Genomic DNA, 26,155 nt, shown 5'->3' with positions numbered 1-26,155 from the left:
ACCCCTCAGACCTGCTCGAGCGCCTCGTTCAATGCGCGCTCCAGGTCAGCCTTGTAGCGCAAATACAAAATGCTTGAACTCTGACCATCACCGAGCAGGCCCGACAGGTCCAGGTCGGTGATGTAGCAGCGATAGCGTTCGGTTTCACGGCGCTGCTCGACGATTTCCCGGGCGACCACGCTGAACAGTTGGTCGCCATGTTCCAACTCTGAAAATTCCCGCTGATTGCAATACAACGTGACCTGCACCTGTCCCGGTGCGGCTTTGCCGACTATCGCCTGCACGTCGTAGAACGGTTTGTTGACCGGGGTTTGCGGCGCTGGCCGAGCTTCGACCCGACGCGCCCGTACGGGGCCGGAGGGCAGCAGTTGGTAATACAAGGTGTCCAGGTTCAGCGGCTGGGCGACGTCCATCGGCAGCAAGGCGTCGCGCCGGTACTGGATCGATTGCAGGAAACGTTGCAGCGGCACCAGCAGGCTCTGCTCGTCGTGGTAGGGCAAGCGCTGTTGCCACAGGGCATTGAATTCATCCAGTACGTACAGATCGGCTCGGTATTCGTTGATCCGGTAGAACACCTGAATGCAATCGGGCTGGCCCATCGGCAGGACCAGCGCCAGGTCTTGGTCTTCCAATGCCATCGGGTCCAGGTGAAGTGGGCTGTAGCTTGCCAGCACTTCGCCCAGGTAATCGACCAGCGCCGGCAGCGTGGCGAGGGCGACATGATTGACCTGGCCGGGCACCAGTTCCAGCACGTGGTAGTGCTGCTGGACCTGAATCAGGTAGCGATGATTGAGTTTGCTCAACAGCAGGTTCTGCGCGGTGTCGAGGATCTCTTCTACCCGCCGGGCGATGAACTGTGCGCGGTTGTGGCAGAAGCAACGAACCCGCAACGTGGGTTGGTGTAGCCCGCCGGGCAGGTTGTTGAGGTAATCACGCACGCAGTCGAGCAGCGCGTGGGGGCCGTCGAAGCGGCTGACCAGCACTTCGTTCCAACTGTTGAGCGTGACCTGATCCAGGGTCAGCACCAGGTTTTCCCGGACGCCGGCGTAACTGAGGGAATCGGTGCGCTCGGTGGTCATCAGGATGTTCAGGTCGCGGTGGTGCTTGAGTGGATCGACCCCGACATTCACCAGAATCAGCACTTCGCTCGGCTCACTGGCGCGCAGTAACGGTTCTTCGGCGACGGTCGTCAGGGGCAGGGCGATGCTCTGTTGCAGGCTGCCGAGCAGGTTGAACAGCTCGAACTCGCTCAGGTCGCTGCTGCCGGGATGCAAGGCCAGGCGAGTGCTGCTGTCGATCACGCCATTGCGGTGACACCAGGTCAGCAGCTCCAGCAATTGGCGGCCGCGCTTGATCGGTGCGAAATGCTCCCATTCGAGGGCCGTCAGGCTGCCGTTGTACAAGCCCCACTGAGTTTGACCCGATTCTTTTTTGTTCGGCGCGTGCACCAGCGTGAGGGTGTCTTCGGCCAAGTCCGGGGCGATGCCAGGGTTGATGAACTCGACCTTGTCGCCCTTGCGCTCGAAAGCTGCGTACAGCCGTCGACCCAGCACGTTGAGGTCGCGCTTGTTGATCAGGCTGACGGTCTGTTCGTTGCGGGCGAACTGGGTCAGGAAGCGATAGCTGTAATTGAGCTCGTTGACCAAGGCCCTGCGTTCAGAGCTGACCTGACGGACTTTCCACTGGCTGCGGCTATCGAGCAGGGCCAGTTGACGATGATCCCACTGCCATTCGTGGGCCAGGCGTTTGAGCAACGAACGCTGCCAGCTCTGAGTGCGACCGCTGCTGCCGGTGAGTTTGCGATTGACCTTCAGGTACAACGCCCGGCGTACCAGTTCCAGCCGTTCCGGCTCGCCACGGGCGGTGAGGTATTCCTCGATGCGTCGGTAGACCACGACGTACGGGTCCAGCTCGTCAAGGTCGAGCCGATTGGCAAACACCGCTTGCTTGAAGCGCAGGCTCAGGCAATGAACCTTGGGGTGTTCGCTGGCGTAGACCTCGATCAGCAGCAGTTTGAGGACCGATTTGTACGGCGACTCGATGCCCTTGAACAACTGCCAGAGTCCGGCGCCGATGAACTCCCCCGGCGGGATATAGGCCAGATGCCCAAGGTCGAGGGTTTCATCGGCACGGATGAAGCGCTTGGACATCAGCGTGTGGGTGTAACGGTCGTAGCTCGCTTCTTCGTAGACCGGCACCAGCCACCAGACGGGCGTGCGTCCGGCCAGCCAGATCGCGGTGCGATAAAACTCATCCAGTAGCAGATAATGCTGGGTGGTGCCGCAGTCTTCCGAGCTCAGTTGCGTATCACGTTCACCGCGTACGAAACGGGTCGGGTCGATCAGGAAGAAATGCGCCTCGGCGCCCTGGCTGGCGGCCCAGACTTCGAGGAGCTGGCATTTTTTGCGCAGTTCAGCGAGGTCACTTTCGCTCAAGTCCGGCCCATGACAGACCCACACGTCCATGTCGCTCTGGTCGGCCTGGGCGAGGGTGCCGAGGCTGCCCATCAGGAACAGGCCGTGAATCGGTCGCGGCGGATTGCTGCCATGGCGGGGCTTATAGGAAAACGAGCGGGTCAGGCGCTGGGCTTCGGCGAGGGTGTTGGCGTCGGGTTCGTAATTCGACAGCCCGGCCGGTGTGCTGCCCGAAACGTACCCAGGCAACAGCGGATGATTGACGTGGAAAAACAGCGGCAACAAGGTCAGCACCGCTTGCTGGCGAGTCGATAACCCTTCCATGGCGCGGGCCATACGGCCTTCGTTGAGCTTCAGAAAACGTGCGCGCAGCTGGCTGAGAACCTTGCGGTCGATTCCCTCGTCCAGATCGGGGCGGATTTCATGGTGGCGGGTCATGTCAGCTCAAACCGGCTCGCGGGGCTCAGACGTGGATGTCTGCGGATGAGGGCAGTTTAGCGCCTCGGCTCCAGGACTTTTAAGCTGATTTTGTTTTTTCTGGCGTCAGATTTTTATCGCGGGGCGACGGCAGGCAACAGGGCAGGTAACGAAATGTGCCCGCGGAAATCCCGTAGCAGGGGTTTCCGTGGGCGCTACGGTAATGCTCAGGCAGTTTCCCGGACGTTGAGAATGGTCAGAACGGTTTGCACATTTTGCGCGGCGTCACGGCCCAGGCTGGTCAGATAACCACCATCTGGCTGGGTGATCAGTTCTTTGTCGAACAGTCTTTGGGCGGCGGCAATGGCTTTCGGGGCAGCGGTCTGATGAATTTTCAAACCCTCCTGGGAACTGTCCAGGTTGAAGAGTGCGAGGATTTCCAGTTCGGCAACCAACTCAGGGGTAAGCGACATAAGGACTCCAGACTTTCTAGGAATTGGACGACAGCGTCCCTAAGGTGATCCCACTCGGGCGGCATGTCCAGTGCTCGCGACAGGGTTTTTTCGCCTCGGGAAGCATTCCCCGTTTGGTGACGCGGCAGCGGGGTGGATTCAGTGTAGTCAGGGTCTGAGAAACGGTTGCCTGAATTGAAAAAGATCGCAACCTTCGACAGGTGCGATCTTTTGATTTTATTTCTTTTCCGGCGGCAACTCTGGCAGCGCACGTAACGCAGTTTCATACCATTCAGTGTTGAACGCGCGGTCTTCTTCGAGGATCGCGTCGATTTCCACCGCCAGAACGTGGGCCATCAGATTAAGGATTTCTTCACGCTCGTAACCCACCAATGTCAGCTTGTTGAAGGTTGCCTTGGCGGCCGGCGGGTTTTCGCTTTCGATCTGGTTTTCGATGGCTTCGACCAGGGTGTTTTCGGCAAACTCTTCTTCGTCGATGTCGTCGTTGATGCCGGGGGTTGGCTCGCTCATGGCAGGCTCCTCAAGTTAAGGCGGCCAGTTTACCTGCATTCAGCGCTGTGATGCTGCTGGCAAGAAACGTCGCGGCGTTCTATAAAAGGCACCTGCCAACCCCGCACGGCCTGGAGGATATGTGATGCTCAAGCTTTATGGATTTTCCGTCAGCAACTACTACAACATGGTCAAGCTGGCGCTGCTCGAGAAGGGACTGCCGTTTGAAGAGGTGCTGTTTTACCCGAGGCCGAGCCCCGAGGCATTAGCCATCAGCCCGCGCGGGAAGGTGCCGGTGCTGGGCGTCGAACAGGGTTTCGTCAACGAAACCAGCGTGATTCTTGAGTTCCTCGAACACAGCCAGAAAGGCACGCCGCTGTTGCCGAGTGATCCCTTTGAGCGGGCGCAGGTCCTGGCACTGGCCAAGGAAATCGAGCTGTACATCGAATTGCCTGGGCGTGCCTGCTACGCCGAAGCATTTTTCGGCATGACGGTGCCGGATGCGATCAAGGACAAGACCAAAGCCGAGTTGCTGCTGGGGTTTGCCTCACTGGGCAGGCACGGCAAGTTCGCCCCTTATGTGGCAGGTGACAGCCTGAGCATTGCGGATTTGTATTTCCTCTACAGCGTGCCGCTGGCCTGTGCGGTAGCGCAGAAGCTGTTTGACCTGGATTTGCTGGCCGAGATGCCGGCGGCCAAGGCGTTGCTGGAGCGTCTGGGACAAAATCCGAATGTGCAGCGGATTGCGAAGGACAAGGACGCGGCAATGCCAGCGTTTTTGGCGATGGTCGCGTCCAAGAAGTAGGTTTTTGCAGCGTCTTCAAGACAGTTGCTCCCACAGTGGATCTGTGGTGTTCACAAATTTTGTGTCCACCGCCAATCCAATGTGGGAGCGAGCCGGCTCCGGGCGGCGTTCCGACGATGCTTTTTGACTGCTTAGCGGCTGGCGAGCAATGCCTGGCCGCGAGCCACAGCCTTCTTGACCTGTGTCGGCGCAGTCCCGCCGATGTGGTCGCGGGCATTCACCGAGCCTTCCAGCGTCAACACGGCAAACACGTCCTGATCGATCTGGTCGCTGAACTTGCGCAGCTCTTCCAGGCTCATTTCCGCCAGGTCTTTACCGCTTTCCACGCCGTACTTCACGGCATGGCCAACGATTTCGTGGCAGTCACGGAACGGCAGGCCGCGGCGAACCAGGTAGTCGGCCAGGTCGGTAGCGGTGGAGAAACCGCGCAGGGCTGCTTCACGCATCATTGCGTGCTTGGGTTTGATCGCCGGGATCATGTCGGCAAAGGCCCGTAGTGAGTCGCGCAACGTGTCGGCGGCGTCGAACAGTGGCTCTTTGTCCTCCTGGTTGTCCTTGTTGTAGGCCAGTGGCTGGCCTTTCATCAGGGTCAGCAGGCCCATCAGCGCGCCGAATACGCGGCCGGTCTTGCCACGCACCAGCTCTGGAACGTCCGGGTTTTTCTTTTGCGGCATGATCGAGCTGCCGGTGCAGAAACGGTCCGGCAGATCGATGAACTGGAACTGCGCGCTGGTCCACAGCACCAGCTCTTCGGAGAAGCGCGACAGGTGCATCATCGCGATGCTCGCGGCCGAGCAGAACTCTATGGCGAAGTCACGATCGGACACGTTGTCCAGCGAGTTACCACCAACAGCGTCGAAGCCCAACAGTTGGGCGGTGAATTCGCGGTCGATCGGGTAGGTGGTACCCGCCAGTGCGGCGCTGCCCAGCGGCATGCGGTTGGTACGTTTGCGGCAGTCGACCAGACGCTCGTAGTCGCGGCTGAGCATCTCGAACCAGGCCAGCATGTGGTGCCCGAACGTCACCGGCTGCGCGGTTTGCAGGTGAGTGAAGCCTGGCATGATGCTGCCGGCTTCGCGCTCGGCCTGCTCCAGCAAGCCTTTTTGCAGGCGGGTGATTTCGCTCAGGATCAGGTCGATCTCGTCACGCAGCCATAGACGGATGTCGGTGGCGACCTGGTCGTTACGGCTGCGGCCGGTGTGCAGCTTTTTACCGGTGACGCCGATGCGGTCGGTCAGACGCGCCTCGATGTTCATGTGCACGTCTTCGAGGTCGATGCGCCAGTCGAATTGGCCGGCCTCGATTTCACCCTGGATGGTCTTCAGGCCATCAGTGATGCTGTCGCGCTCGGCATCGGTCAGCACGCCGACCTTGGCCAGCATCGTGGCGTGAGCGATCGAGCCCATGATGTCGTGGCGATACAGGCGCTGGTCGAAAGTGACGGAGGCGGTGAAGCGGGCGACGAAGGCGTCGACGGGTTCACTGAAGCGGCCGCCCCAGGACTGATTGGTCTTGTCAGTGCTCATGAATTCGCTCGTGTCGGCTGAAGAAAAATGGCGTAGAAAGCTGTCGCGGATAATAACAGGGTTGCCAATCCTGTCGCTGGCACTGGTCGATAGGTTTTTTTCTCAGGCGGCGGTCCATACTCGAGTCAACACCGAGGGGATTTGCGCAACGATATTTTTCATTTGAGCAATATCGTGCCGGCAACCGTCTACAGTTGGACAGTAGGATCAGCGCAGTTCCAGACGCTGCAGCTGACTATAAGAAGAGGGGGTGTTCATATTGTGTATCAACAAACCCTACGGCGATGCCTCGCCAACGCGGGCCTGGGCCGCCAAACGCACGACAGATGAAAATTTAGCCGTCGGACGGGCGGCACTTTTTGGCCCTCGCGCTAGTCTTAGCGTGGATCGCGGTGACGGACGTCACTTCACCTGTCTACGCTATCCTTGTGCGAGACTCACGCAGGAATCCAGCGCAATATGAATGTCCTGATCGTTGATGACGAACCCCTTGTCCGCGAGCGCCTGAGCCGAATGGTTGGCGAACTCGAGGGATACAGTGTCCTGGAGCCTAGCGCCACGAACGGCGATGAGGCGTTGGCTCTGATCGACAGCCACAAACCCGATATCGTGCTGCTCGATATCGGCATGCCAGGCCTCGATGGCCTGCAAGTGGCTGCACGATTGTGCGAACGCGAAACCCCGCCCGCCGTGGTGTTTTGCACAGGGCCCGATGAATTTGCCGTGGAAGCCTTACAGGCCAGCGCCGTAGGCTATCTGGTGAAACCTGTGCGTACAGAACAATTGCATGAAGCGTTGAAAAAAGCCGAGCGGCCCAATCGCGTCCAGCTCGCGGCCCTGACCCGTCCCGCCGCCGAAAGTGGCAGCGGCCCGCGCAGCCACATCAGCGCCCGTACCCGTAAAGGTATCGAACTGATCCCGTTGGGTCAGGTGGTCTACTTCATTGCGGATCACAAATACGTGACCTTGCGCCACGAAGGCGGCGAAGTGCTGCTGGATGAGCCGCTCAAGGCCCTTGAAGATGAATTTGGCGACCGCTTCGTGCGAATCCACCGCAACGCGCTGGTCGCCCGCGAACGCATCGAACGCCTGCAACGCACGCCTCTGGGGCATTTTCAGCTGTTCCTCAAAGGCTTGAACGGCGACGCCCTGATCGTCAGCCGACGGCATGTGGCCGGCGTGCGCAAGATGATGCAACAGCTTTAATCCGCCATTTACGGGCGGGTTTTATCCCGATTGCTGGATGTCTGAGGCCAGGGAGGCCACGCGGTTTCTGATACAAGTCAAAGTGGATTTGGCTGAGCTGTTATTATCCGCCGTATCTATTCAGTACGGATTGATCCATGTCCTCTCGCGAAATCCGCATCGCCACCCGTAAAAGTGCACTCGCCCTGTGGCAGGCCGAATACGTCAAAGCCCGTCTGGAAGAGGCCCATCCGGGTCTGCTCGTGACGTTGGTGCCCATGGTCAGTCGTGGTGACAAGTTGCTCGACTCGCCACTGTCGAAAATCGGCGGCAAGGGCCTGTTCGTCAAAGAACTGGAAACCGCGCTGCTAGAAAACGAAGCCGACATCGCCGTGCACTCGATGAAAGACGTGCCGATGGACTTCCCTGAAGGCCTCGGTCTGTTTTGCATCTGCGAGCGAGAAGACCCGCGCGATGCATTCGTCTCCAACACCTACGCCAGTCTGGACGAATTGCCGCAAGGCAGCATCGTCGGCACCTCCAGCCTGCGCCGTCAGGCCCAGTTGCTGACCCGTCGTCCGGACCTGGAAATTCGCTTCCTGCGCGGCAACGTCAACACGCGCCTGGCCAAGCTCGATGCCGGCGAATACGACGCCATTATCCTCGCCGCCGCCGGCCTGATTCGTCTCGGCTTTGAAGATCGGATTACCTCGGCCATCAGCGTCGATGACAGTCTGCCGGCCGGTGGCCAAGGTGCGGTGGGTATCGAATGCCGCAGCGTCGACAGCGAAATTCACGCGCTGTTGGTACCGCTGCACCATCAGGACACCGCCACCCGCGTGACCGCCGAACGTGCTCTCAACAAACATTTGAATGGCGGCTGCCAAGTGCCGATCGCCTGCTATGCCGTGCTTGAAGGCGAGCAGATCTGGTTGCGTGGTCTTGTCGGTGATCCGAATGGCGGTCTGCTGCTCAGCGCCGAGGCTCGTGCGCCACGCAGCGACGCCGAAGCCCTGGGTGTGCAAGTGGCTGAAGACCTGCTGAGTCAAGGCGCCAACGACATCCTGAAAGCAGTCTACGGCGAGGCAGGTCACGAGTGACGGGCTGGCGCCTGCTGCTGACGCGTCCCGCGGATGAGTCGGCGGCGCTGAGCAGTCTTTTGGCCGAAAAGGGGATTTTCAGCAGCAGTTTGCCGCTTTTGGAGATCGAGCCGATTCCTGCCTCTGACACAATGCGCGAGGTGATTCAGGGGCTGGATCGCTATTGCGCGGTGATCGTGGTCAGCAAACCGGCCGCCAGAATTGCTGTGGATCTGCTCGACAGGTATCGGCCGCAACCCCCTCGATTGAAGTGGTTCAGCGTGGGCGCAGCCACCGCGCAGATCCTCGAGGATCGCGGGTTGGATATCCGCTTTCCGGTGGATGGCGATGACAGCGAAGCCTTGCTTGAACTTCCTCAGTTGCGCGAGGCAATCGCACGGCCCGGTCCACGCGTGCTGATCATGCGCGGGGAGGGCGGGCGCGAGTTGCTGGCTGAGCGTTTGCGCGAGCTTGGTGCTAGTGTCGAGTATCTGGAGTTGTACCGCCGTGACCTGCCGCAATACCCGCCGGCAGCGCTGCCTGACCTGATCGAAGCGGAACGCTTGAACGGGCTGGTGGTCAGCAGTGGACAGGGTTTTGAGCACCTGCATCAGTTGGCCGGCGATGCCTGGCCGCAATTGGCGCGGTTGCCGTTGTTTGTTCCAAGCCCCAGGGTCGCCGAGCTGGCACGTGCCGCCGGGGCCCAAACAGTTGTGGATTGTCGCGGCGCCAGTGCCGCGGCTTTGCTGACGGCGTTGCGGGAGCATCCCGGACCCGTTCTCTAATGCAAAGGATGGATACGTGAGCGAAACAGCCTTGCCTAAAGATGACGTCCAGCCAGTGCTTGATGCACCGGTAGAAGCACCGGTTGAAACTGGGCCACCTGCTGCAGTGCAGCGCCGAGGCAATGGGTTGGCAATCGTCGCGCTGCTGCTGGGCGCTGCCGGTGTTGCCGTGGGCGGTTGGGGAGTCTGGCAGGTGCGTCACCTGCAAGCCAATACTCAACTGCAGTTGAGTCAGGTCCAGGCATTGAACGATCAGGCGCAGGACCTGAAGCTCAATGAGCAACGCCTGACTGCTCGCCTGGAACAAATGCCTGCCGCCGACGAACTCGACGCGCGCAGTCGTTTGGTCATTCAGCTTCAAGGCGATCAGCAGCGCTTGAATCAACGCCTGGAAACGGTTCTCGGCGCCAGCCGCAAGGATTGGCGTCTGGCCGAGGCCGAGCACCTGCTGCGCCTGGCCAGCCTGCGTCTTTCCGCGTTGCAGGACATCAGCAGTGCCCAGGCTTTGGTGCAGGGCGCCGATGAAATTCTGCGCGAACAGAACGACCCGGGCTCTTTTGCCGCTCGCGAGCAAGTGGCCAAAACGCTGGTGGCATTGCGTAGCACCCAACAGCCGGATCGCACCGGTCTGTTCCTGCGACTGGGGGCGCTGCGCGATCAGGTGATCAGCCTCACCGAGCTGGCACCCGAGTACAAGGACCGTGGTGAATCCCTGTTGGGTCTCACCGCTGATGGCGACGGCGCCAGTCGTTGGGCGCAATGGTGGGATCAGGTCTCGCGCTACATCCGCATCGACTTCAACGCCGACAAGAATGTGCGTCCGTTGCTGGCCGGGCAGAGCCTGAGCCAGGTGCGCCTGGCCCTGAGCCTGGCGCTGGAGCAGGCGCAATGGGCCGCGCTCAATGGCCAGGCCGCGGTTTATACCCAGGCGCTGGCCGAAGCGCGGGACGTGCTCAAGGGCAACTTCAACCCGGACAATCCTCAGAGCAAAGTGATGCTTGAGCAGGTTGGCGAGTTGAGCAAGCAACCGGTCACCGTCGTCACGCCAGATCTGACCGGCACGCTGAGTGCGGTTCAGGGGTATCTGGAGCGGCGTAATGTCAACGCCGAGGACTCGATCAAACCGATGGCCAAACCTGCCGCGGACACCGCTCAGGAGGCGACGCCATGAAACGCCTCTATGTGATCGTGTTCCTGGTGATCGCCGCGGCTGCCGCGCTGGGGCTGGCGATTGCCGAGCATTCCGGTTACGTGCTGATCGCCTACAAAAGCTTCCGTTATGAATCGAGCCTGTGGGCAACCCTGGCGTTGGTCGCCGTGCTCTGGCTGGTGTTCTGGGGCATCAAGGCGTTGATCGAATTGGTGACGACCTCCAGCGGCGTGGTCAATCCCTGGTCGCGGCGCAATCGCAGTCGCCGGGTGCAGGTGGCGATTGAACACGGTCAGCTGGATCTGGCCGAAGGTCGCTGGGCCAGTGCGCAGCGTCATCTCCATCGGGCAGCGGAAGCCGAGCGCCAGCCTTTGCTTTACTACCTCGGCGCTGCACGGGCCGCGAACGAACAAGGTCAATACGAGGAAAGCGACAACCTGCTGGAACGCGCTCTTGAGCGACAACCCCAGGCAGAGTTGGCAATTGCCCTGAGCCACGCACAATTACAGACCGACCGTGGCGATACCGAAGGCGCCCTGGTGACCCTGCAAGCCATGCACGAGCGTCATCCTCATAACGTCCAGACCTTGCGCCAGTTGCAGCGCTTGCACCAACAGCGGGGCGACTGGTCGGCCGTGATTCGTCTGCTGCCGGAGCTACGCAAGGACAAGGTTCTGCCACCGGCCGAACTGGCCGAACTGGAACGCCGGGCCTGGGGTGAGAACCTGTCCCTGGCGGCGCATCAGGAAGAAGACGGGACGGTCGGCCTGCAATCGCTCAATCGCGCCTGGCAGCAGCTGACCTCAGCTCAGCGTCAGGAGCCGCAACTGGTGCTCGCTTATGCCGAGCAACTTCGGCAACTGGGTGCTCAGGTCGAGGCCGAAGAGATCCTGCGAACGGCGCTCAAGCGCAACTACGACAGTCATCTGGCGCGCCTCTACGGACTCGTTCGCGGCAGCGATCCAGCACGTCAACTGCACACCGCCGAGAGCTGGCTCAAGGATCATCCGGCCGACCCAAGCCTGTTGCTGACCCTGGGGCGCTTGTGTCTGCAAAGCAGCCTTTGGGGCAAGGCCCGGGACTATCTGGAAAGCAGCCTGCGAGTGCAGCGCAACCCGGAAGCCTGCGCGGAACTGGCGCGGCTGCTGGCGCAGCTGGGTGACACAGAACGCAGCAATCAGTTGTTCCAGGAGGGCTTGGGCTTGTTGGACGAGCGCTTGTTGGCGGCACCGTTGCCGGTTCCTGTTCACGCTTGAAGAGTGGATGACGGGTCGCTCCAAGGAGCGATCCCGTCGCCTGCAAACTGCCAGAATTTTACCTTTGTAGTCCGTCAGCGGCAGAGTCCTACAGAGGACTACACCAAATCCTCTCGTTCCTGTCGGGAATTCCCTACACTTCTGTTGAAGTGTCCCCACTGGCCTGCCTTGAAAGGCTGCAGCGCTTTCCTCTACCGTAACCGCCTGTCTCTACTGTTACGGAAATGCCATGTCTTTGGCCTGCTCACGCTCCTTGTTTTTCATGGCTTTCATTGCAGGTGCCCTGGCCCTGGGCGTGTCCTATTACCTGGAATATGCGGTCGGCCTCAAGCCTTGCGGGTTGTGCCTGTTGCAGCGCTTTTGCCTCGCGTTGCTCGCGGGTGTCTGCCTGGTGGCTTCGGTGCATGGGCCGGGCCGCGTTGGCTCTTTCCTGTATTGGATGCTCGGGTTGTTTTGCAGTCTGGCGGGTACGGTCACGGCGTGGCGGCAGGTATTGCTACAGAGCGATCCAGCGCGTCAGCTGTTGACGTGCTCGCCCAATCTGGCTGTTCAGTACGAGGACATGCCCTGGTTTTGCCAGGTGACACAGATGTTTAAAGGGGAAGCCGAGTGCGCGGAGATTTCCTGGACACTGTTCGACCTGAGCATTCCTGAATGGAGCCTGCTGTTCTTCATGGCGATGACAATTCTGGGAATTTATCAGCTGCTGCGCGTTGCCTGGAAAGCCTGTCTGCGACCGCTCAGCGGCGGTTCGTCGCACCGGGCGCTGGCGGGTGATTAAACACTTGTATGAACTTTATCTCCTGCGTACCTTGAAGCCATTGTCGCGCGGGCATAATCTGGCCCGCACGTGTCATTGGAATTATGTTGCTCGAATGACGCTCTGCCTGGCCGATACTTGACCTTCAAGTGTGCGACGGGTGTAGGGCAGCATGACCCACAAGGGAAGAGAGATCACCATGCTCGAAAGTTGTCAGAATGCTCAGGAACGTTGGGGTGGAGTGCATCTGCTGATCGATCGCTGGTTGCAGGAGCGTCACGAACTGGTTCGGGCCTATGATGCTCTCGGCGCCAAGCCTGAGGCACTGGGTGAGAACCGTAAGCCGTTGCAGGAATTCTGCGGCGTGCTGGTCGATTACGTGTCTGCCGGGCACTTCGAGATCTACGAACAGCTCACCGGCGAAGCGAAGGCGTTTGGTGACACTCGCGGGCTCGAGCTGGCCGAGACCATCTACCCTCGCATCGACGTTATCACCGAGAAGTTGCTCGCGTTCAACGACCTGTGTGATGCAGGTCAATGCGTGGCAGAGAAATTCAAAGAGCTGGGTGGCCTGTTGCACGAGCGCTTCGAACTGGAAGACTGCCTGATCGAAGTGTTGCACACCGCTCACAAGGAAGAGGATTCGGTTCAGGCCTGAACCCCCTTCCTGCAAGACCTCCAAAAACGGTGCGCTATGCGCGCCGTTTTTCGTTTGTGCGCCAGGCATGGCGCGTTGCGCGCAAGCGCAACCGGCTTGGCTGTGGTGGCCACGCTGGTGACTTGGAGGTGAAAGTCCTCTACACACCCGGCAAGGGGAAGTGTTAGCCAGAGGCAAGGGTGTCGCGGGTGACTGCGAATCTGAAGGAAGCCCGAGGCAAAATGCTGGCCTGACGAACAGGAAGCGGATTAGGCGGCGCAGCGGGGTAAGGGGGCAAACTTCCTCAAAGCCCAATACTTGCACGGAACGTTGCGACGTAGATCCGACAGGCATAAGCAGGAAGGTCACGCGAATTACCCTGGGAGATCTGCACGTTTGCCACTGTGCTACCGAACGCCGAGAGGCGACGGGATGAGCGTGCAGAAGTCAGCCGAGGCCGTAGTAAGTGGCGGATAACCACGTCACCAAGGGCCGAACAGGTTATGCCGCTGGTAGGCGTCAGAGTCTCGTTGGATACCGAAATGCAGAAATTTCTCGCAGAGAAGACTGTTACTCCGAGTCCCGGACAGTATCCGCGGATGACGGCTGACAGCGCACAGGTATCGGCGGCGTCTGTGACGTGGACGAACGCGGAGCCGGACACGCTGATGGAGCGGGTGCTTGCACCCGCCAACCTCAAGCGTGCGTATCAACGCGTAGTCAGCAACAAGGGCGCGCCGGGTGCCTATGGCATGACGGTCGACGAATTGGCAGGCTACGTGAAACAGTATTGGCCGACCCTTAAGGCTCGGTTGCTGGCCGGTGAGTATCACCCACAAGGTGTACGCGCCGTCGACATTCCGAAACCCAAAGGCGGGACACGGCAGCTGGGTATCCCCTGCGTCGTGGATCGCCTGATCCAGCAGGCCTTGCTGCAACAGCTCACGCCGATCTTCGACCCTCTGTTCTCGGATTACAGCTACGGCTTTCGTCCGGGCAGAAGCGCTCACCAAGCCATCGAAACCGCTCGCGGCCATGTGGCAGCGGGTCACCGCTGGTGCGTGGAACTTGATCTGGAGAAATTCTTTGATCGGGTCAACCACGATGTCCTGATGGCTTACGTGGCGCGTCAAATCGAAGACAAGCGTGTGCTCACGTTGATCCGTCGTTACCTCGAAGCGGGAACGATGTCAGGTGGACTCGTCAGCCGACGGCAGGAAGGGACGCCGCAAGGCGGCCCGCTTTCGCCGTTGCTGTCGAACATCCGGCTCAACGAACTCGACAGCGAACTGGAACGGCGGGGTCATCGCTTCGTGCGCTACGCCGACGACGTCAACATTTATGTGCGCAGTCGCCGTGCCGGCGAGCGAGTGATGGTCAGCGTCGAGTGCTTCCTGATCCAGCGTCTGAAACTGACGCTGAATAGGGAAAAGAGCCGCGTGGCAAGGCCTTGGGTCTGTGATTATCTGGGTTATGGGATGAGCTGGCACCGACAGCCGAGACTAAGAGTGGCGACGAGGAGTCTGGGTCGCTTACGCGACCGACTCGCAGAGCTGCTACGCGGCGCGCGGGGTTGCAAGATGGCAACCGTCATCGTGCGGATAAACCCTGTGCTGCGTGGTTGGGCTGGGTACTTCAAGTTAACCCAAGGCAAGCGAGCGCTGGAGAAACTGGATGGCTGGGTGCGTCGTAAGCTGCGCTGCGCCGTATGGCGTCAATGGAAGCAGCCCTCAACAAGGGCTCGTAACTTGATACGCTTGGGGCTCAGTAGGCATCGCGCCTGCATATCAGCGTTCAATGGCCGAGGCCCATGGTGGAACTCGGGAGCGCCACACATGAATCAGGCGCGACCGAAGAAACTGTGGGATCGGCTTGGTCTGGTCTCAATACTGAATACGATAACTCGGCTTAATCGCATAACTTGAACCGCCGTATACGGATCCGTACGTACGGTGGTGTGAGAGGACGGCGGCTGTAAAGCCGCCTCCTACTCGATCCGGTATTCAGCTTGTGGCGCCGCGCAATTCGACTTCGAATACCAGCGGTGTGAACGGCGCAATCAGGTCGCCGGCACCCTCGGCGCCATAGGCTTCGGCCGATGGAATCACCAAGCGCCATTTCGCACCGACCGGCATTTGCTGCAACGCGCTGCGCCATCCGCTGATCACGCTGTCGAGACTGAACCACTGCGGCTGACTGTTCTGATCGAACACCGTGCCGTCGGGAAGGCGACCGATATACAGCACCTGGACTTTGCCGTAAGGGCCAGCTTTGGCGCCAGTGCCTGGCGCCAACTCCGTTAGCAATATTCCATCGGCCAGCTCGCGAACGCCCGGTCTGGTTTTTTCCTCGGCGAGAAAAGCCTGCTCTTTTCCGAGGGCGACTTCGCTTTGCGGCATGCTCGGTTGCAAGGCGACCTGGGCTTCGTGCTCGGCAAGAATCTGTTCGATCTGCTCATCTTTCAGCGCCAGGGGTTTGCCTTGATAGGCTTGTTGCAAACCTTGGATCAGCGCCTGAAGTTGCAGATCGGGAACCTCTTGGCGCAGGCGTTCACCGAGGCTTGCGCCCAGGCTGTAAGAGAGATCATGAGTGTCATTTTCTTTGGTTTTTTCGGCGGCTTGGGCCACGGAAAAAAACACGCACAGTGATAAAAAAAGGTAGCGCGACATGGGCACTCTCCGACCTGAGATGCGGGGGATTATGCCAGTGTGAATGCGCTCGACGGTGAACTGGTTTTGCGCAAGCGCAGAAGAATTTCAATCCGTTGCAACGTAGCGCTTTGGATACTGTCAACATGCCCTAGCGGCGGTAGCAGCAGAGGTCTAGTATGAGCCGCACCCACGTCAGCCAGGAGGTAAACCATGTCGGCCACCAAGAAGCCTGTAAATACTCCGTTGCACTTACTCCAACAACTCTCGGGCAGCTTGCTCGAGCATCTGGAAAACGCTTGTTCCCAAGCCTTGGCTGATGCTGAAAAACTGCTCGCCAAACTGGAAAAGCAACGCGGAAAAGCGCAAGAGAAATTGCACAAGTCCCGTACCAAATTGCAGGACGCTGCGGCGGCCGGCAAGGCCAAGGCACAAACCAAAGCCAAGGGCGCTGTGAAGGAGCTTGAGGACTTGCTCGATGCCCTCAAGGATCGTCAATCCGAAACTCGCAGCTACATTCTGCAACTCAAGCGCGATGCTCAAGAAAGCCTGAAACTGGCCCAGGGCGTCGGTCGTGTACAAGAGGCTGTCGGCAAGGCGTTGTCCCTGCGTTCGGCCAAGCCTGCTGCGGCTCCTGCCAAGAAAGCCGCTGCCAAACCGGCTGCTGCAAAAGCACCGGTCAAGTCTGCCGCCAAACCGGCTGCCAAAGCACCGGTGAAAGCCGCAGCAAAACCTGCCGCTAAACCAGCGGCAAAAAAACCAGTCGCTGCTAGCGCTGCAAAACCGGCTGCAAAAACAGCTGCCGCCAAGCCAGCCGCTGCCAAAACAGCTGCCGCTAAACCGGCCGCAAGAACGGCTGCTGCTAAATCGGCGGTGGCGAAAACTGCAGCGGCTAAACTCGCTGCTAAACCGGCCGCAAAACCAGCTGCAAAAACAGCCGCTGCGAAACCTGCTGCCAAGCCTGCCGCGAAACCAGTCGCGACTAAAACTGCTGCCAAGCCAGCTGCAAAAGCTGCAGCCAAACCGGCTGCCAAAACTGCTGCTGCAAAACCTGCCGCAGCGAAGCCAGCAGCCAAACCTGCCGCTGCCAAACCGGCTGCAAAACCAGCCGTGAAAAAACCGGTTGCCGCCAAGCCGGCCGCCGCTTCAGTTGCCAAGCCAGCCAACCCGGCTCCGGCAGCAACGTCTGCTTTAGCAGCAGCCACCTCGACAGCCACGCCAGCGCCAACGCCGGCAGCCGCATCGATCGCAGCAACCACCCCAGCCAGCGCTTCTTAAGTGCCGGTTACCGCGACGCGCAGCTGATGCAGCGCGTCGCGGTCCAGGTGGGCGGCGCCAGCCGTTACACCTTCCAGCCAGGCCGATAGATCGGTCGCCTCACCTTGCGGCCAACTCAACGCCGATCGTTCCAGTCGTACCAACAGATGTCGCTCGGCTTCCAGCTCGAGTGCCTTCACTTGCTCGCGCAAAGCATTCAGTTCGCCATCGTCGGCGGCAACGACTTTCCAATTCACCCGCAAGGCTCGCAGCGGTCGCACCACGTCTGCGTCCCACGGCTCGGCCACGCTATGCAATTGCTGCAATCGGTGTTCGTTACAGGCGACGCCTCGTTCTCCCAGCCACAACCCGCACAGCAGCAGGCACACGTTCACACCCGCCGACTGCAATTGCAGGCATGCGGGTTCAACGCCGGGACGGGCGTAAGTACTAAGGGAAAAGCTCCACAGGTCAGAGGACATAGTGCTACTCGCGCCAGTTGCGAGCGAAGCTGGTAGACTCCGCCGCCATTATGATTCGACTTCAGAACCTGACTTTACAGCGTGGCCCTCAACGTCTGCTAGAAGACGCCGAGCTGACCCTGCACGCCGGCCACAAAGCCGGCCTCATCGGTGCCAACGGCGCCGGCAAATCGAGCCTGTTCGCCTTGCTTCTGGGTGACCTGCACCCGGACTCGGGTGATTGCTTTTTGCCGGCGGACTGGCGCATCGCCCACATGCGCCAGGAGATCGACACCCTCGATCGGGTGGCGGTCGACTATGTGCTCGATGGCGACCTGCGCCTGCGCGAGGTGCAACGCGACCTCGCGGCAGCCGAAGCGGCCCATGACGGTACCGCTCAGGCCCGCCTGCACTCGGAACTCGACAGCGCCGACGGTTACACCGCCGATGCCCGGGCCCGAAAACTGCTGGCCGGCCTTGGGTTCACCAATGAACAGATGGATCGCCAGGTAGGAGATTTCTCTGGTGGTTGGCGGATGCGTCTGAACCTGGCGCAGGCTTTGATGTGCCCCTCGGACTTGTTGTTGCTCGACGAACCGACCAACCACTTGGACCTCGACGCCATCATCTGGCTCGAAGAATGGCTCAAAAGCTATCCCGGCACCTTGATGCTGATTTCCCACGACCGGGACTTCCTCGATGCCGTGGTCGATCACGTGGCCCACGTCGATCAGCGCAAGATCACTCTGTATCGCGGTGGTTACAGCGCCTTCGAACGCGCCCGTGCCGAGCGTCTGGCCCAGCAACAGCAGGCCTACGAGAAGCAGCAGGTGCAACGTGCGCACATGGAAAGCTACATCGCCCGCTTCAAGGCCCAGGCCACCAAGGCCCGTCAGGCCCAGAGCCGGGTCAAGGCCCTGGAGCGGATGGAAGAACTGTCCGCCGCCCACGTTGATTCGCCGTTCGATTTCGTCTTCCGCGAATCAGTGAAAATCTCCAGCCCGTTGATTGACCTCTCCGACGCCCGACTGGGTTACGGCGAGCGAGCCGTGCTGGAGAAGGTCAAGCTGCAGCTGACCCCCGGTGCGCGGATCGGTTTGCTTGGCCCGAACGGTGCCGGTAAATCGACCCTGATCAAAAACCTTGCCGGTGAACTCGAGCCGTTGTCCGGTCGATTGACCCGTGGCGAGAACACCGTCGTCGGTTACTTCGCCCAGCATCAGCTGGATTCGCTCGACTCCAAGGCCAGCCCGTTGCTGCACATGCAGCGCCTGGCGCCGACCGAGCGCGAGCAGACGCTGCGCGACTTCCTCGGTGGTTTCGACTTCCGCGGTGCGCGGATCGATGAGCCGGTGCTGAACTTCTCCGGTGGCGAAAAGGCCCGTCTGGCGCTGGCGTTGATCGCCTGGGGCCGGCCGAACCTGTTGCTGCTCGACGAACCGACCAACCACCTGGACCTGGAAATGCGCCTGGCGCTGACCATGGCCCTTCAGGAGTTCAGTGGCGCGGTATTGGTGGTTTCCCACGATCGTCATTTGCTCAAAAGCACCACCGACAATTTCTATCTGGTGGCGGACGGCAAGGTCGAGGAATTCGACGGCGACCTGGAAGACTACACCCGTTGGCTGGTGGATTACCGCCAGCGCAACGCCCCGGTCAGCAGTACGCCGGTCAATCCGGACAAGACCGACAAGAAGGCCCAGCGCCAGGCGGCGGCCGCGTTGCGTCAGCAACTGGCACCGCACAAGCGCGAGGCTGACAAGCTCGAAGCCGAACTGGGCAAGCTGCACGAGAAACTGGCGAAGATCGATACCAGCCTCGGCGACAGCGACATTTACGAGCCGGCGCGCAAGAACGACTTGCGTGATCTGCTGGCCGAACAGGCCAAGCTGAAGGTCCGTGAAGCTGAGCTGGAAGAAGCCTGGATGGAAGCGCTGGAACTGCTCGAAAGCATGCAGGCGGAGCTGGAGGCGCTGTCCTGATGGAAGCGTTCAAGCTGCCATTGCCTGCCGTGTGGATCGAGCCGATCTGGCTCTTCGTGCAGATCCTGCTGATTCTGTTGGCGGGATATATTGCCCAGCGTTGCGTCGCCAGATGCCTGACTCGTCTGGGTGAGCGCTATCCGTTGCCGCCGCAATTGCTGATGCCGCTACGCGGTGGTCTGCGCTGGCTGATCATGGGCAGTGCGCTGATCTTCGTGCTGGAACGCCTCGGGGTGTCGGCAACGGTGCTCTGGACCGCGTTGTCCGGGTTTGTCGCGGTAGCGGCAGTGGCGTTCTTCGCCATGTGGAGCGTGCTCTCGAATCTGTTGTGCGCAATCCTGATCTTCACCGTCGGCCCGTTTCGCCTCGGTGACGTGGTCGAGTTGGTGGACACCACCGACAAGCCCGGCGTAAAAGGCCGGGTCGTTGCGATCAATCTGCTCTACACCACGCTGATCGAAGCCGAAGAACTCGGCACCGGCAGCGCCATGGTGCAAGTGCCCAACAGCCTGTTCTTCCAGCGCTCGGTTCGACGCTGGCGCGGCAGCGATGTATTCCCTTCCAGCGGTTTCGAAAAGTAGCCGAAATGCCGACCACGCTGGTCGGCAGCTGTTCTGTCCTGCAAAAAATCGGTAGTCATCAGCTCAAAGCCGCATTAGCTTAGACGTCTGTCACGAGTCTGAGTCGAGGTGTGCGATGGTGCTTCAAACATGGCTGGCGTTTTTTGCCGCCTGCTGGGTGATCAGTCTGTCTCCCGGTGCCGGCGCCATTGCGTCGATGTCCAGCGGTCTGCGATACGGATTCTGGCGCGGTTATTGGAACGCCCTGGGCCTGCAACTGGGTCTGGCGCTACAGATTGCGATTGTCGCCGCCGGTGTCGGTGCAATTCTCGCGGCGTCGGCCACCGCTTTCTACGCGATCAAATGGTTTGGCGTGGCCTATCTGGTTTACCTGGCGGTCAAGCAATGGCGCGCGCTGCCCAATGACATGAGCGACGACGCGGCCGTGCGGCAAATCGGCAAGCCGATGGCGCTGGTGTTCCGGGGTTTCCTGGTAAACGTCAGCAACCCCAAGGCGTTGGTGTTCATGCTCGCGGTGCTGCCGCAATTCATTGATCCGCATGCACCGCTGGTGGCGCAGTACCTGATCCTCGGTGTGACCATGATCTGCGTCGACCTGATCGTCATGGCCGGTTACACCGGGCTGGCTTCCAGGGTGTTGCGCCTGTTGCGTACGCCCAGGCAGCAAAAACGCATGAACCGCACCTTTGCCGGGCTGTTCATTGGTGCGGCGGCATTCATGGCGACCCTTCGCAAAGCGGCGGTGTAAAACCGCCAGGCACAAAAAAGGCGACCTCTACAGGTCGCCTTATCGTTCCCACGCTCTGCGTGGGAATGCCTCAACGGACGCTCCGCGTTCGGCACTATCAGCGCAGAATGACCGGCGCTGTGTCCGCTGGCAGGTTATTGCGCCGCGGGGCTTGCCCCGGCTGCTCGTAACCGCCGCCACCGAGCTGTTGGCTCAGTTGCCCTGCAACGTCTTCCCCTAAGGACTTGGACACGTCACGCACCACCCGCGGGCGGTTCAGCGAGACACGGATGTCCCGATGGTTCATCAGTTTGGTGTCCTGACCTTCGCCCATCGCCGTGAAGGCCGAGGTGATTTCGAAGGTCTTGGTGTTGATCAGGCTGAAATCCGCCACCAGGGTCAACGCCAGCACCGCCGAATAGCTATCGGTGTTGGCGAGCTCGTTGATGTCGTTGTTGAAGTCGATGTCCGACACGGTGCCGAACAACACATAGTCGGCGCCTTTGAAGTTGCCGGCCTTGATTCGCTTGATCACGTCATAGACGTCACCCTTGGACGCCGATGTATAAGGCGTGCCCTGGACCAGCTGGAACATGCCGGTACGAAGAATCTCGCCCTTGATGTCGCCGGTGAATTTGCGCAATTCACCTTGTTCGATGTAGCTGGTGGTGGCTTCGATTTCGTTGTAGCTCGAAGACCCGCTGGCGCCGTAGTAACTCTGGTTGTGGTTGCTCTGTGCCGAAACGATGTGGATGTACTGCTCCACTCGCTCCTGGTACGCGAGGTCCGTCACGGCGACTTTCGGGGCCGCTTGCACGCTGAAGGCGCAAGCCAGGGCCATCATGCCAATCCATGCGCGCATTGATTAACGCTCCGTGGTCTTGCGGATCTCTTTCTCGTCCATCCACTCGGCCAGACCGCTTTCAACGTCAATCAATTGCAGGCTGAATTTGTAGAAGACGTCCTTGTAGTCGCTGCTGCGCTTGACGATCGAGCTGATCGAACCTTCGATACGGTATTTGGCAGCGATCATGTTGCCCGTCTTGGCCACCGTGTTCTTCTTGTACAAACCGCTCTGGTTTTGCAGCTTGAGCTGGTCGACCTGGCTCTGCATGGCGGTGTTGTCGCTGGCGAAGCGGGCGGTGCCGGTCTTCATCAGCTGAGTCTTGATGCTGGTGGTGATTTCACGAGTATCGATGTACTCGCTGGTCTTGTTCTTCACGTCGTAGACCTGAACCACCGGGCGGCCTTGCAGAATGCCGGACTGAGCCAGGGAGCGGGTCATGGATTCAGCGATCATCTGCAGGTCGGTGGAACCGAACTCGTTGGTTACGGTTTCTACAGCCTTGGTGTCGCCGTAGCTGATGCTTTTGCTGCCCAGCGTTGGCGAAGTGTTGGCGCAACCGCTGGCCAGAAGGGCGATAACGGCAATGAACGAAAAGCGTGCAAACATGGGAATGCTCTCTAGAACTGAACGAATAGGGTGTCGGGCTTAAGGCGTTTTGATTTCGAGACGGAAATCCACGGCTTTGGCGGTTGGCGCGATCGCCTGAATGAAGCTGGTCTGCTCGCCGTACATCATCTGGCTTTTCCAGGTTTCTTCTTCGGCGACGGGGAAGCCTTCAGGGCCGAGCCAGGCAAAACGGTAGTAGAAGGTCTTGTTGTTGAAGCTGGTGTTGCTCAGCTGCGCATTGACCGTCATGAAGCCATTTTCCCGGGCGACGCGCATGGCGCCGACCACGATGTTCTTGAGCTTGCCCATGGCCACGACCTTGCTGGCGGCGCTGCCAGGTTCCGGCGGTGGCGGGGTGGCGCACCCGGCCAACAAGGCCAGGGCGACAACAGCGATAAGTTTGAAACGCATGCAAAGACTCCGTTCTTAAGGTTTGAGGCTGGCCACGGCGGTCGGGTTGGCACTCGGGATCACATGCGCGGCCACGCCGCTGGCGAACACCTGATTGCCCACGGCGCGCAGGCTGATGACCTGGTAACGCTGATCGACGGTGACCTTGACCACCGAACCGCCCACGGCGCTCGGCAGGGTGACTTGGTGCTCACCTTTCTTCAGGCGCAGACGCACCACTTGGGTGTAGTCCGGCAGGGTGCGCCACGTACGGGTATCGGCACCTTCGAGCACGGCTGAAGAGATACCGACCGCCAGGCCCGCCAGCGGGTTGGTTTCATTGATCTGCTTCTGTGCCACGCCTTTGGTCACGGCACGCACGGTGGTGCGCAAAATGATGCCCGGCATATCGTCACGCAGTGCGCGACGGGACATGGCAGTGGTGCTGTTGAGTTGCGTCAAGTTCAGTTGCTGACCGTCCACGCCAATCTGGGTGAGCGTGGCGGTGGAGGTGTCCGCCTTGATGATTGGGAACGACAGTGGCGTGATCACCAACTGGTTGCTGATCGGCAAGGGCAATGGGATGCGGATCGAATCGCGCGCCGGCGCCAGACCACTTTGCACGACGATCAGGACGTCACTTGCCTCGTCCTTGCCACTTGGCTTGTCGAGATTGACCAGCGCCTGTTCGAGCAGCGGAGTGTTCGGGCGCAGTTCGGCGGCTTTGCGATAGCCCGGCGCGGCCAGGTCTTTTTCACCCAGGGCTTCGTAGACGAAGCCGGCCAGGTAGTGGCTGAACGCACTCTGGTAGCTGTTTTTCAGGCTGACCACTTCCGGTGCGTCGAGGCTCGCGACCGGGTAACCCTGCAAATCCTTGTACTGGGTTTTGACGCCTTCTTTCTCGGCTTCCTCTTCGCTCTTGAGGTATTCCTTGTCGCGCAGGTCGGCGATCACTGCTTCGCGTTCGTGGGTCTTCTTGATCGACATGCGCGCGCCGTCGAAGTCGTTCACCGCCAGCAGGTTGAGGGCCATCTGCGTGGTCAACATGACTTTTTCGTAGTCGTAGCCTTCGTAGCGACGGACCTTGTCGTTCACCACGAAACTGCCGAACTGGGCGAGGTATTTGCCGGTATCAAGCTTGACCGAGTCTTCCCACTTGCCCACCACCTGATCGGCACTGGTCCAGGCATTCTGGCTGCCGGACAGGTCACCTTTGGCGCGCAGCAGTTCCCCTTTCTCGAAGTAATAGAGCAGGTCTTTGTCCGCGCTGGTGTTGTTCTTTTCCAGCAGGGTCAACGCGGCATCGACATTGCCGGCGGCCAGTTGCTGGTTGGTTTGGGCCAGTTCGGAGTCGTAGTTGCGAAACGCCGAGCAGCCGGAGAGCAAGGTGACGGCGCTGAGCGCGATCGAGGTAAGGGCGCGGGATGCCATTGGGGTACTTCTTCCCTGAATGTAAGCAGCCGCAAATGCTGGTCGGGCTGATGGGACCTACTGGCGGGAATGTTGGCCTCCTGCCAATTCCTCATAAAAAGAGGAGCTTAAATACCGTTTCGCAATAACGAAGGCGCGGCATTATAAGCAAGGATGCTGGCTATGTAATGGCTTTTTAATTTCGCATTTTAACGGCGTGCCATCATGGCTCGGAAACGCGAACCCGATGCGTTGGCCACCCAGCCTGCCGCGCACCCCACAACAAAGCTTGAGTGAAAGTCATTGGAAGTGAACAATGTGTTACTTCGTATTTCCAATTGAGATTCATTCATGACTGCCCCGTCCCGTTTCCTGGCCTGGCTGATGTTGCCGTTGTTTGCCCTGTGCAGTTTCAACTTGCTGGCCGACACCGTGGAAGGCGCGCCACAAGCGCTGCATTTGCTCGATTACATCGGTGCGGATTACCCGGAAACGGTGCAAGCGGGCAAGGTCATCAATGAGTCCGAATACCAAGAGCAGCTGGAATTTATCAAGGTGCTGCAAGGCTTGATCGCCGCGATGCCGGACAAACCGGAAAAAGCCGGGCTGGAGCAGGGCGTCAGCACGCTGCGCAACGCGATCGCTGCGCGTCAGGACGGCGCGGATGTCGGCCGCCAGGCACGGCAACTCGGCGCCAAGCTGGCGGTGACCTATGAAGTCAGCCAGGCGCCGATCATTACGCCGGATCCGACCCGTGGTGCGCCGTTGTACGCTCAGCATTGTTCGGTGTGCCACGGCGACGCGGGTGCCGGGGATGGCCCGGCGGGAGTTGGTTTGACGCCGCCGCCGTCCAATCTGCGTGATGCGGCGCGACTGGATCACCTGAGCCTCTACGCGATCTACAGCACCCTGGGCCTCGGTGTCGAAAGCACCGACATGCCGGCCTTCGCCGATCAGCTGGATGATCGTCAGCGTTGGGACCTGGCGACCTACATCGCCAGCTTCAGCGCCGACCCGGCTGCTGCAAAATCCGAAAAAACCTACAACATCGCCGACCTGGCCCGTCAGACTCCCGCAGAAGTGCAGGTTGCCGAGGGGCCGCAAGCTGCGGCGACCTTCCGTGCGCAGCGGGCGCAACCGCCGCAGGTCAAGCGTGGCCCGGCGCAATTGCTGGACTATACCGCCGCGACCCTGGACAAGAGCTTCGCAGCCTACCGTGCCGGTGATCACGATCAGGCTTATGACCTGTCGGTGGCGGCTTATCTGGAGGGCTTCGAACTGGTCGAAAGTTCTCTGGATAACGTCGACGCCAATGTGCGTAAAGACACCGAAAAATCACTGATGGCTTACCGTCAGTCGTTGCAGGACGGTTTGCCGGTGGCCCAGGTTCAGGAGCGACTGGATGCGGCCAAGACCAAGTTGAAGGAATCCGCCGGTCTGCTGGGCAGCGATGGCCTGAGCTGGTCTCTGAGCTACATCTCCGGTTTGTTGATTCTGTTGCGCGAAGGTCTGGAAGCGATTCTGGTGTTGGCGGCAATCCTCGCGTTCCTGCGCAACACCGGCCAGCAATCGGCGGTGCACAGCGTCAACGTCGGCTGGGGGCTGGCGCTGCTGGCGGGTCTGGCGACCTGGGCGCTGGCGGCGTACGTGATCGATGTCAGCGGTTCGCAGCGCGAATTGTTGGAAGGTGCGACGGCGTTGTTTGCCGCTGTCATGGTGCTCTGGCTCGGCGTGTGGATGCACGATCGTCGTCACGCGTCGGCCTGGCAGGATTACATCAAGAGCAGTCTGGTGGGCGGCGGTGGGCGTTTCGGGTTTGCGACGCTGGCGTTCTTCTCGGTGTATCGCGAACTGTTTGAAGTGATTCTGTTCTACGAGACCCTGTGGCTGCAGGCAGGTCCAGCGGGCCATAACGCGGTGTTGGCTGGTGGCGCGACGGCGTTGGTGTTGTTGGTGGGGCTGGCTTGGGTGATTCTGCGTGGCTCGGCGAAGCTGCCGCTGTCACTGTTTTTCAGTATCAACGCCGGCCTGCTGTGCGCGTTGTCGGTGGTGTTTGCCGGGCATGGCGTGAAGGCGCTGCAGGAAGCCGGGATTTTCGGCACCCGGCCGGTGCCGTTCTTTGACTTCGACTGGCTGGGGATCCACGCTGATGCGTATTCGCTGAGTGCGCAGGCGGTGGCGATTATCGCGATCATCGTGCTGTATAGCCGTAGTCGGCTGGCTGAGAAGCGGCGGGTGCAGGTTTCTTAAAAGCATTCGCTGCGCTCACA

24 protein-coding genes are annotated in these 26,155 nt (G+C 60.1%); 14 read left to right on the top strand and 10 right to left on the bottom strand.

Annotated elements, in window-relative coordinates:
- Positions 1–5: 5 nt before the first annotated feature.
- The 3 genes from QFW87_RS28540 to QFW87_RS28530 form a co-directional block, all read right to left on the bottom strand.
- On the bottom strand, positions 6–2,852 hold the full coding sequence (locus QFW87_RS28540; protein WP_283189402.1) for a class I adenylate cyclase: 2,847 nt from the start codon (positions 2,850–2,852) through the stop codon (positions 6–8).
- Positions 2,853–3,058: 206 nt separating this feature from the next.
- Positions 3,059–3,304, bottom strand: coding sequence for a TIGR02647 family protein (locus QFW87_RS28535; protein WP_008150272.1), 246 nt, complete (start codon positions 3,302–3,304; stop codon positions 3,059–3,061).
- A 216-nt stretch (positions 3,305–3,520) separates the two neighbouring features.
- Complete coding sequence (locus QFW87_RS28530; protein ID WP_283189401.1) at positions 3,521–3,814, bottom strand: hypothetical protein; 294 nt, start codon at positions 3,812–3,814, stop codon at positions 3,521–3,523.
- A gap of 124 nt (positions 3,815–3,938) precedes the next feature.
- Here QFW87_RS28530 and QFW87_RS28525 point away from each other — a divergent pair, with 124 nt between their 5' ends.
- Positions 3,939–4,598, top strand: a complete 660-nt coding sequence (locus tag QFW87_RS28525) for a glutathione S-transferase (protein WP_283189400.1) — start codon at positions 3,939–3,941, stop codon at positions 4,596–4,598.
- Between the two features lie 131 nt (positions 4,599–4,729).
- Here the strand turns inward: QFW87_RS28525 and argH are convergent, their stop codons facing one another.
- Positions 4,730–6,124: an argininosuccinate lyase gene (gene argH, locus QFW87_RS28520; RefSeq protein ID WP_283189399.1), complete on the bottom strand. Its 1,395-nt coding sequence runs from the start codon at positions 6,122–6,124 to the stop codon at positions 4,730–4,732.
- A gap of 459 nt (positions 6,125–6,583) precedes the next feature.
- Here argH and QFW87_RS28510 point away from each other — a divergent pair, with 459 nt between their 5' ends.
- From QFW87_RS28510 to ltrA, 8 genes are all read left to right on the top strand, one after another.
- Positions 6,584–7,330, top strand: a complete 747-nt coding sequence (locus tag QFW87_RS28510; protein WP_283182153.1) for a LytTR family DNA-binding domain-containing protein — start codon at positions 6,584–6,586, stop codon at positions 7,328–7,330.
- A gap of 137 nt (positions 7,331–7,467) precedes the next feature.
- Positions 7,468–8,409: a hydroxymethylbilane synthase gene (hemC, locus tag QFW87_RS28505; protein ID WP_283182152.1), complete on the top strand. Its 942-nt coding sequence runs from the start codon at positions 7,468–7,470 to the stop codon at positions 8,407–8,409.
- Complete coding sequence (locus QFW87_RS28500) at positions 8,406–9,173, top strand: uroporphyrinogen-III synthase (protein ID WP_283189398.1); 768 nt, start codon at positions 8,406–8,408, stop codon at positions 9,171–9,173. Before hemC ends, QFW87_RS28500 begins: the two co-directional genes overlap by 4 nt.
- Positions 9,174–9,189: 16 nt before the next feature.
- Positions 9,190–10,344 (top strand): uroporphyrinogen-III C-methyltransferase, encoded by a 1,155-nt coding sequence (locus tag QFW87_RS28495; protein WP_283182150.1) that lies wholly within the window; start codon positions 9,190–9,192, stop codon positions 10,342–10,344.
- A complete protein-coding gene (locus tag QFW87_RS28490; protein WP_283189397.1) occupies positions 10,341–11,579 on the top strand; it encodes a heme biosynthesis protein HemY in 1,239 nt (412 codons plus the stop codon). The genes QFW87_RS28495 and QFW87_RS28490 overlap by 4 nt, the downstream gene beginning before the upstream one ends.
- 229 nt (positions 11,580–11,808) lie before the next feature.
- Positions 11,809–12,360, top strand: a complete 552-nt coding sequence (locus QFW87_RS28485; RefSeq protein ID WP_283189396.1) for a disulfide bond formation protein B — start codon at positions 11,809–11,811, stop codon at positions 12,358–12,360.
- A 178-nt stretch (positions 12,361–12,538) separates the two neighbouring features.
- The gene (locus QFW87_RS28480) at positions 12,539–12,997 is read left to right on the top strand and encodes an Rsd/AlgQ family anti-sigma factor (RefSeq protein ID WP_046045098.1); all 459 of its coding nucleotides are present in this window, start codon (positions 12,539–12,541) and stop codon (positions 12,995–12,997) included.
- A gap of 482 nt (positions 12,998–13,479) precedes the next feature.
- Complete coding sequence (gene ltrA, locus QFW87_RS28475) at positions 13,480–14,901, top strand: group II intron reverse transcriptase/maturase (RefSeq protein ID WP_283189395.1); 1,422 nt, start codon at positions 13,480–13,482, stop codon at positions 14,899–14,901.
- A 78-nt stretch (positions 14,902–14,979) separates the two neighbouring features.
- Here the strand turns inward: ltrA and QFW87_RS28470 are convergent, their stop codons facing one another.
- Complete coding sequence (locus QFW87_RS28470; protein WP_283189394.1) at positions 14,980–15,645, bottom strand: FKBP-type peptidyl-prolyl cis-trans isomerase; 666 nt, start codon at positions 15,643–15,645, stop codon at positions 14,980–14,982.
- Positions 15,646–15,837: 192 nt separating this feature from the next.
- Between QFW87_RS28470 and QFW87_RS28465 the strand changes: the two genes are divergently transcribed.
- Positions 15,838–16,902 carry an AlgP family protein gene (locus QFW87_RS28465; protein WP_283189393.1) on the top strand — a complete coding sequence of 355 codons (1,065 nt, stop codon included), beginning with the start codon at positions 15,838–15,840 and terminating at the stop codon, positions 16,900–16,902.
- Here the strand turns inward: QFW87_RS28465 and QFW87_RS28460 are convergent.
- Positions 16,899–17,363, bottom strand: a complete 465-nt coding sequence (locus QFW87_RS28460) for a TIGR02444 family protein (RefSeq protein WP_283189392.1) — start codon at positions 17,361–17,363, stop codon at positions 16,899–16,901. The two genes, QFW87_RS28465 and QFW87_RS28460, sit on opposite strands and share 4 nt — an antisense overlap.
- Before the next feature lie 50 nt (positions 17,364–17,413).
- On the opposite strand from QFW87_RS28460, the gene QFW87_RS28455 reads away from it, so the two are divergent.
- From QFW87_RS28455 to QFW87_RS28445, 3 genes are all read left to right on the top strand, one after another.
- Complete coding sequence (locus QFW87_RS28455) at positions 17,414–19,324, top strand: ATP-binding cassette domain-containing protein (RefSeq protein WP_283189391.1); 1,911 nt, start codon at positions 17,414–17,416, stop codon at positions 19,322–19,324.
- Positions 19,324–19,905: a mechanosensitive ion channel family protein gene (locus tag QFW87_RS28450; RefSeq protein ID WP_283182142.1), complete on the top strand. Its 582-nt coding sequence runs from the start codon at positions 19,324–19,326 to the stop codon at positions 19,903–19,905. The genes QFW87_RS28455 and QFW87_RS28450 overlap by 1 nt, the downstream gene beginning before the upstream one ends.
- 115 nt (positions 19,906–20,020) lie before the next feature.
- Positions 20,021–20,653 (top strand): LysE family transporter, encoded by a 633-nt coding sequence (locus QFW87_RS28445; RefSeq protein ID WP_283189390.1) that lies wholly within the window; start codon positions 20,021–20,023, stop codon positions 20,651–20,653.
- A 97-nt stretch (positions 20,654–20,750) separates the two neighbouring features.
- On the opposite strand, the gene QFW87_RS28440 is transcribed toward QFW87_RS28445, so the two are convergent.
- Genes QFW87_RS28440 through QFW87_RS28425 form a run of 4 tightly spaced genes read right to left on the bottom strand, consistent with a single transcriptional unit; the run spans position 20,751 to position 23,906 of the window.
- Positions 20,751–21,494: a penicillin-binding protein activator LpoB gene (locus QFW87_RS28440; RefSeq protein WP_283189389.1), complete on the bottom strand. Its 744-nt coding sequence runs from the start codon at positions 21,492–21,494 to the stop codon at positions 20,751–20,753.
- Between the two features lie 3 nt (positions 21,495–21,497).
- Positions 21,498–22,085, bottom strand: a complete 588-nt coding sequence (lpoB, locus tag QFW87_RS28435) for a penicillin-binding protein activator LpoB (RefSeq protein ID WP_282376149.1) — start codon at positions 22,083–22,085, stop codon at positions 21,498–21,500.
- A gap of 39 nt (positions 22,086–22,124) precedes the next feature.
- Complete coding sequence (locus tag QFW87_RS28430; protein WP_283182138.1) at positions 22,125–22,496, bottom strand: YcfL family protein; 372 nt, start codon at positions 22,494–22,496, stop codon at positions 22,125–22,127.
- A gap of 15 nt (positions 22,497–22,511) precedes the next feature.
- Positions 22,512–23,906, bottom strand: a complete 1,395-nt coding sequence (locus QFW87_RS28425) for a hypothetical protein (protein ID WP_283182137.1) — start codon at positions 23,904–23,906, stop codon at positions 22,512–22,514.
- A 330-nt stretch (positions 23,907–24,236) separates the two neighbouring features.
- Between QFW87_RS28425 and QFW87_RS28420 the strand changes: the two genes are divergently transcribed.
- Positions 24,237–26,135, top strand: a complete 1,899-nt coding sequence (locus QFW87_RS28420) for a cytochrome c/FTR1 family iron permease (protein ID WP_283189388.1) — start codon at positions 24,237–24,239, stop codon at positions 26,133–26,135.
- Positions 26,136–26,155 lie beyond the last annotated feature (20 nt).

The organism is Pseudomonas sp. PMCC200344 (assembly GCF_030053095.1).
Taxonomy (GTDB): domain Bacteria; phylum Pseudomonadota; class Gammaproteobacteria; order Pseudomonadales; family Pseudomonadaceae; genus Aquipseudomonas; species Aquipseudomonas svalbardensis.
The sequence above is the reverse complement of the archived record's forward strand: the minus strand, read 5'-3'. Positions and strand labels throughout refer to the sequence as shown.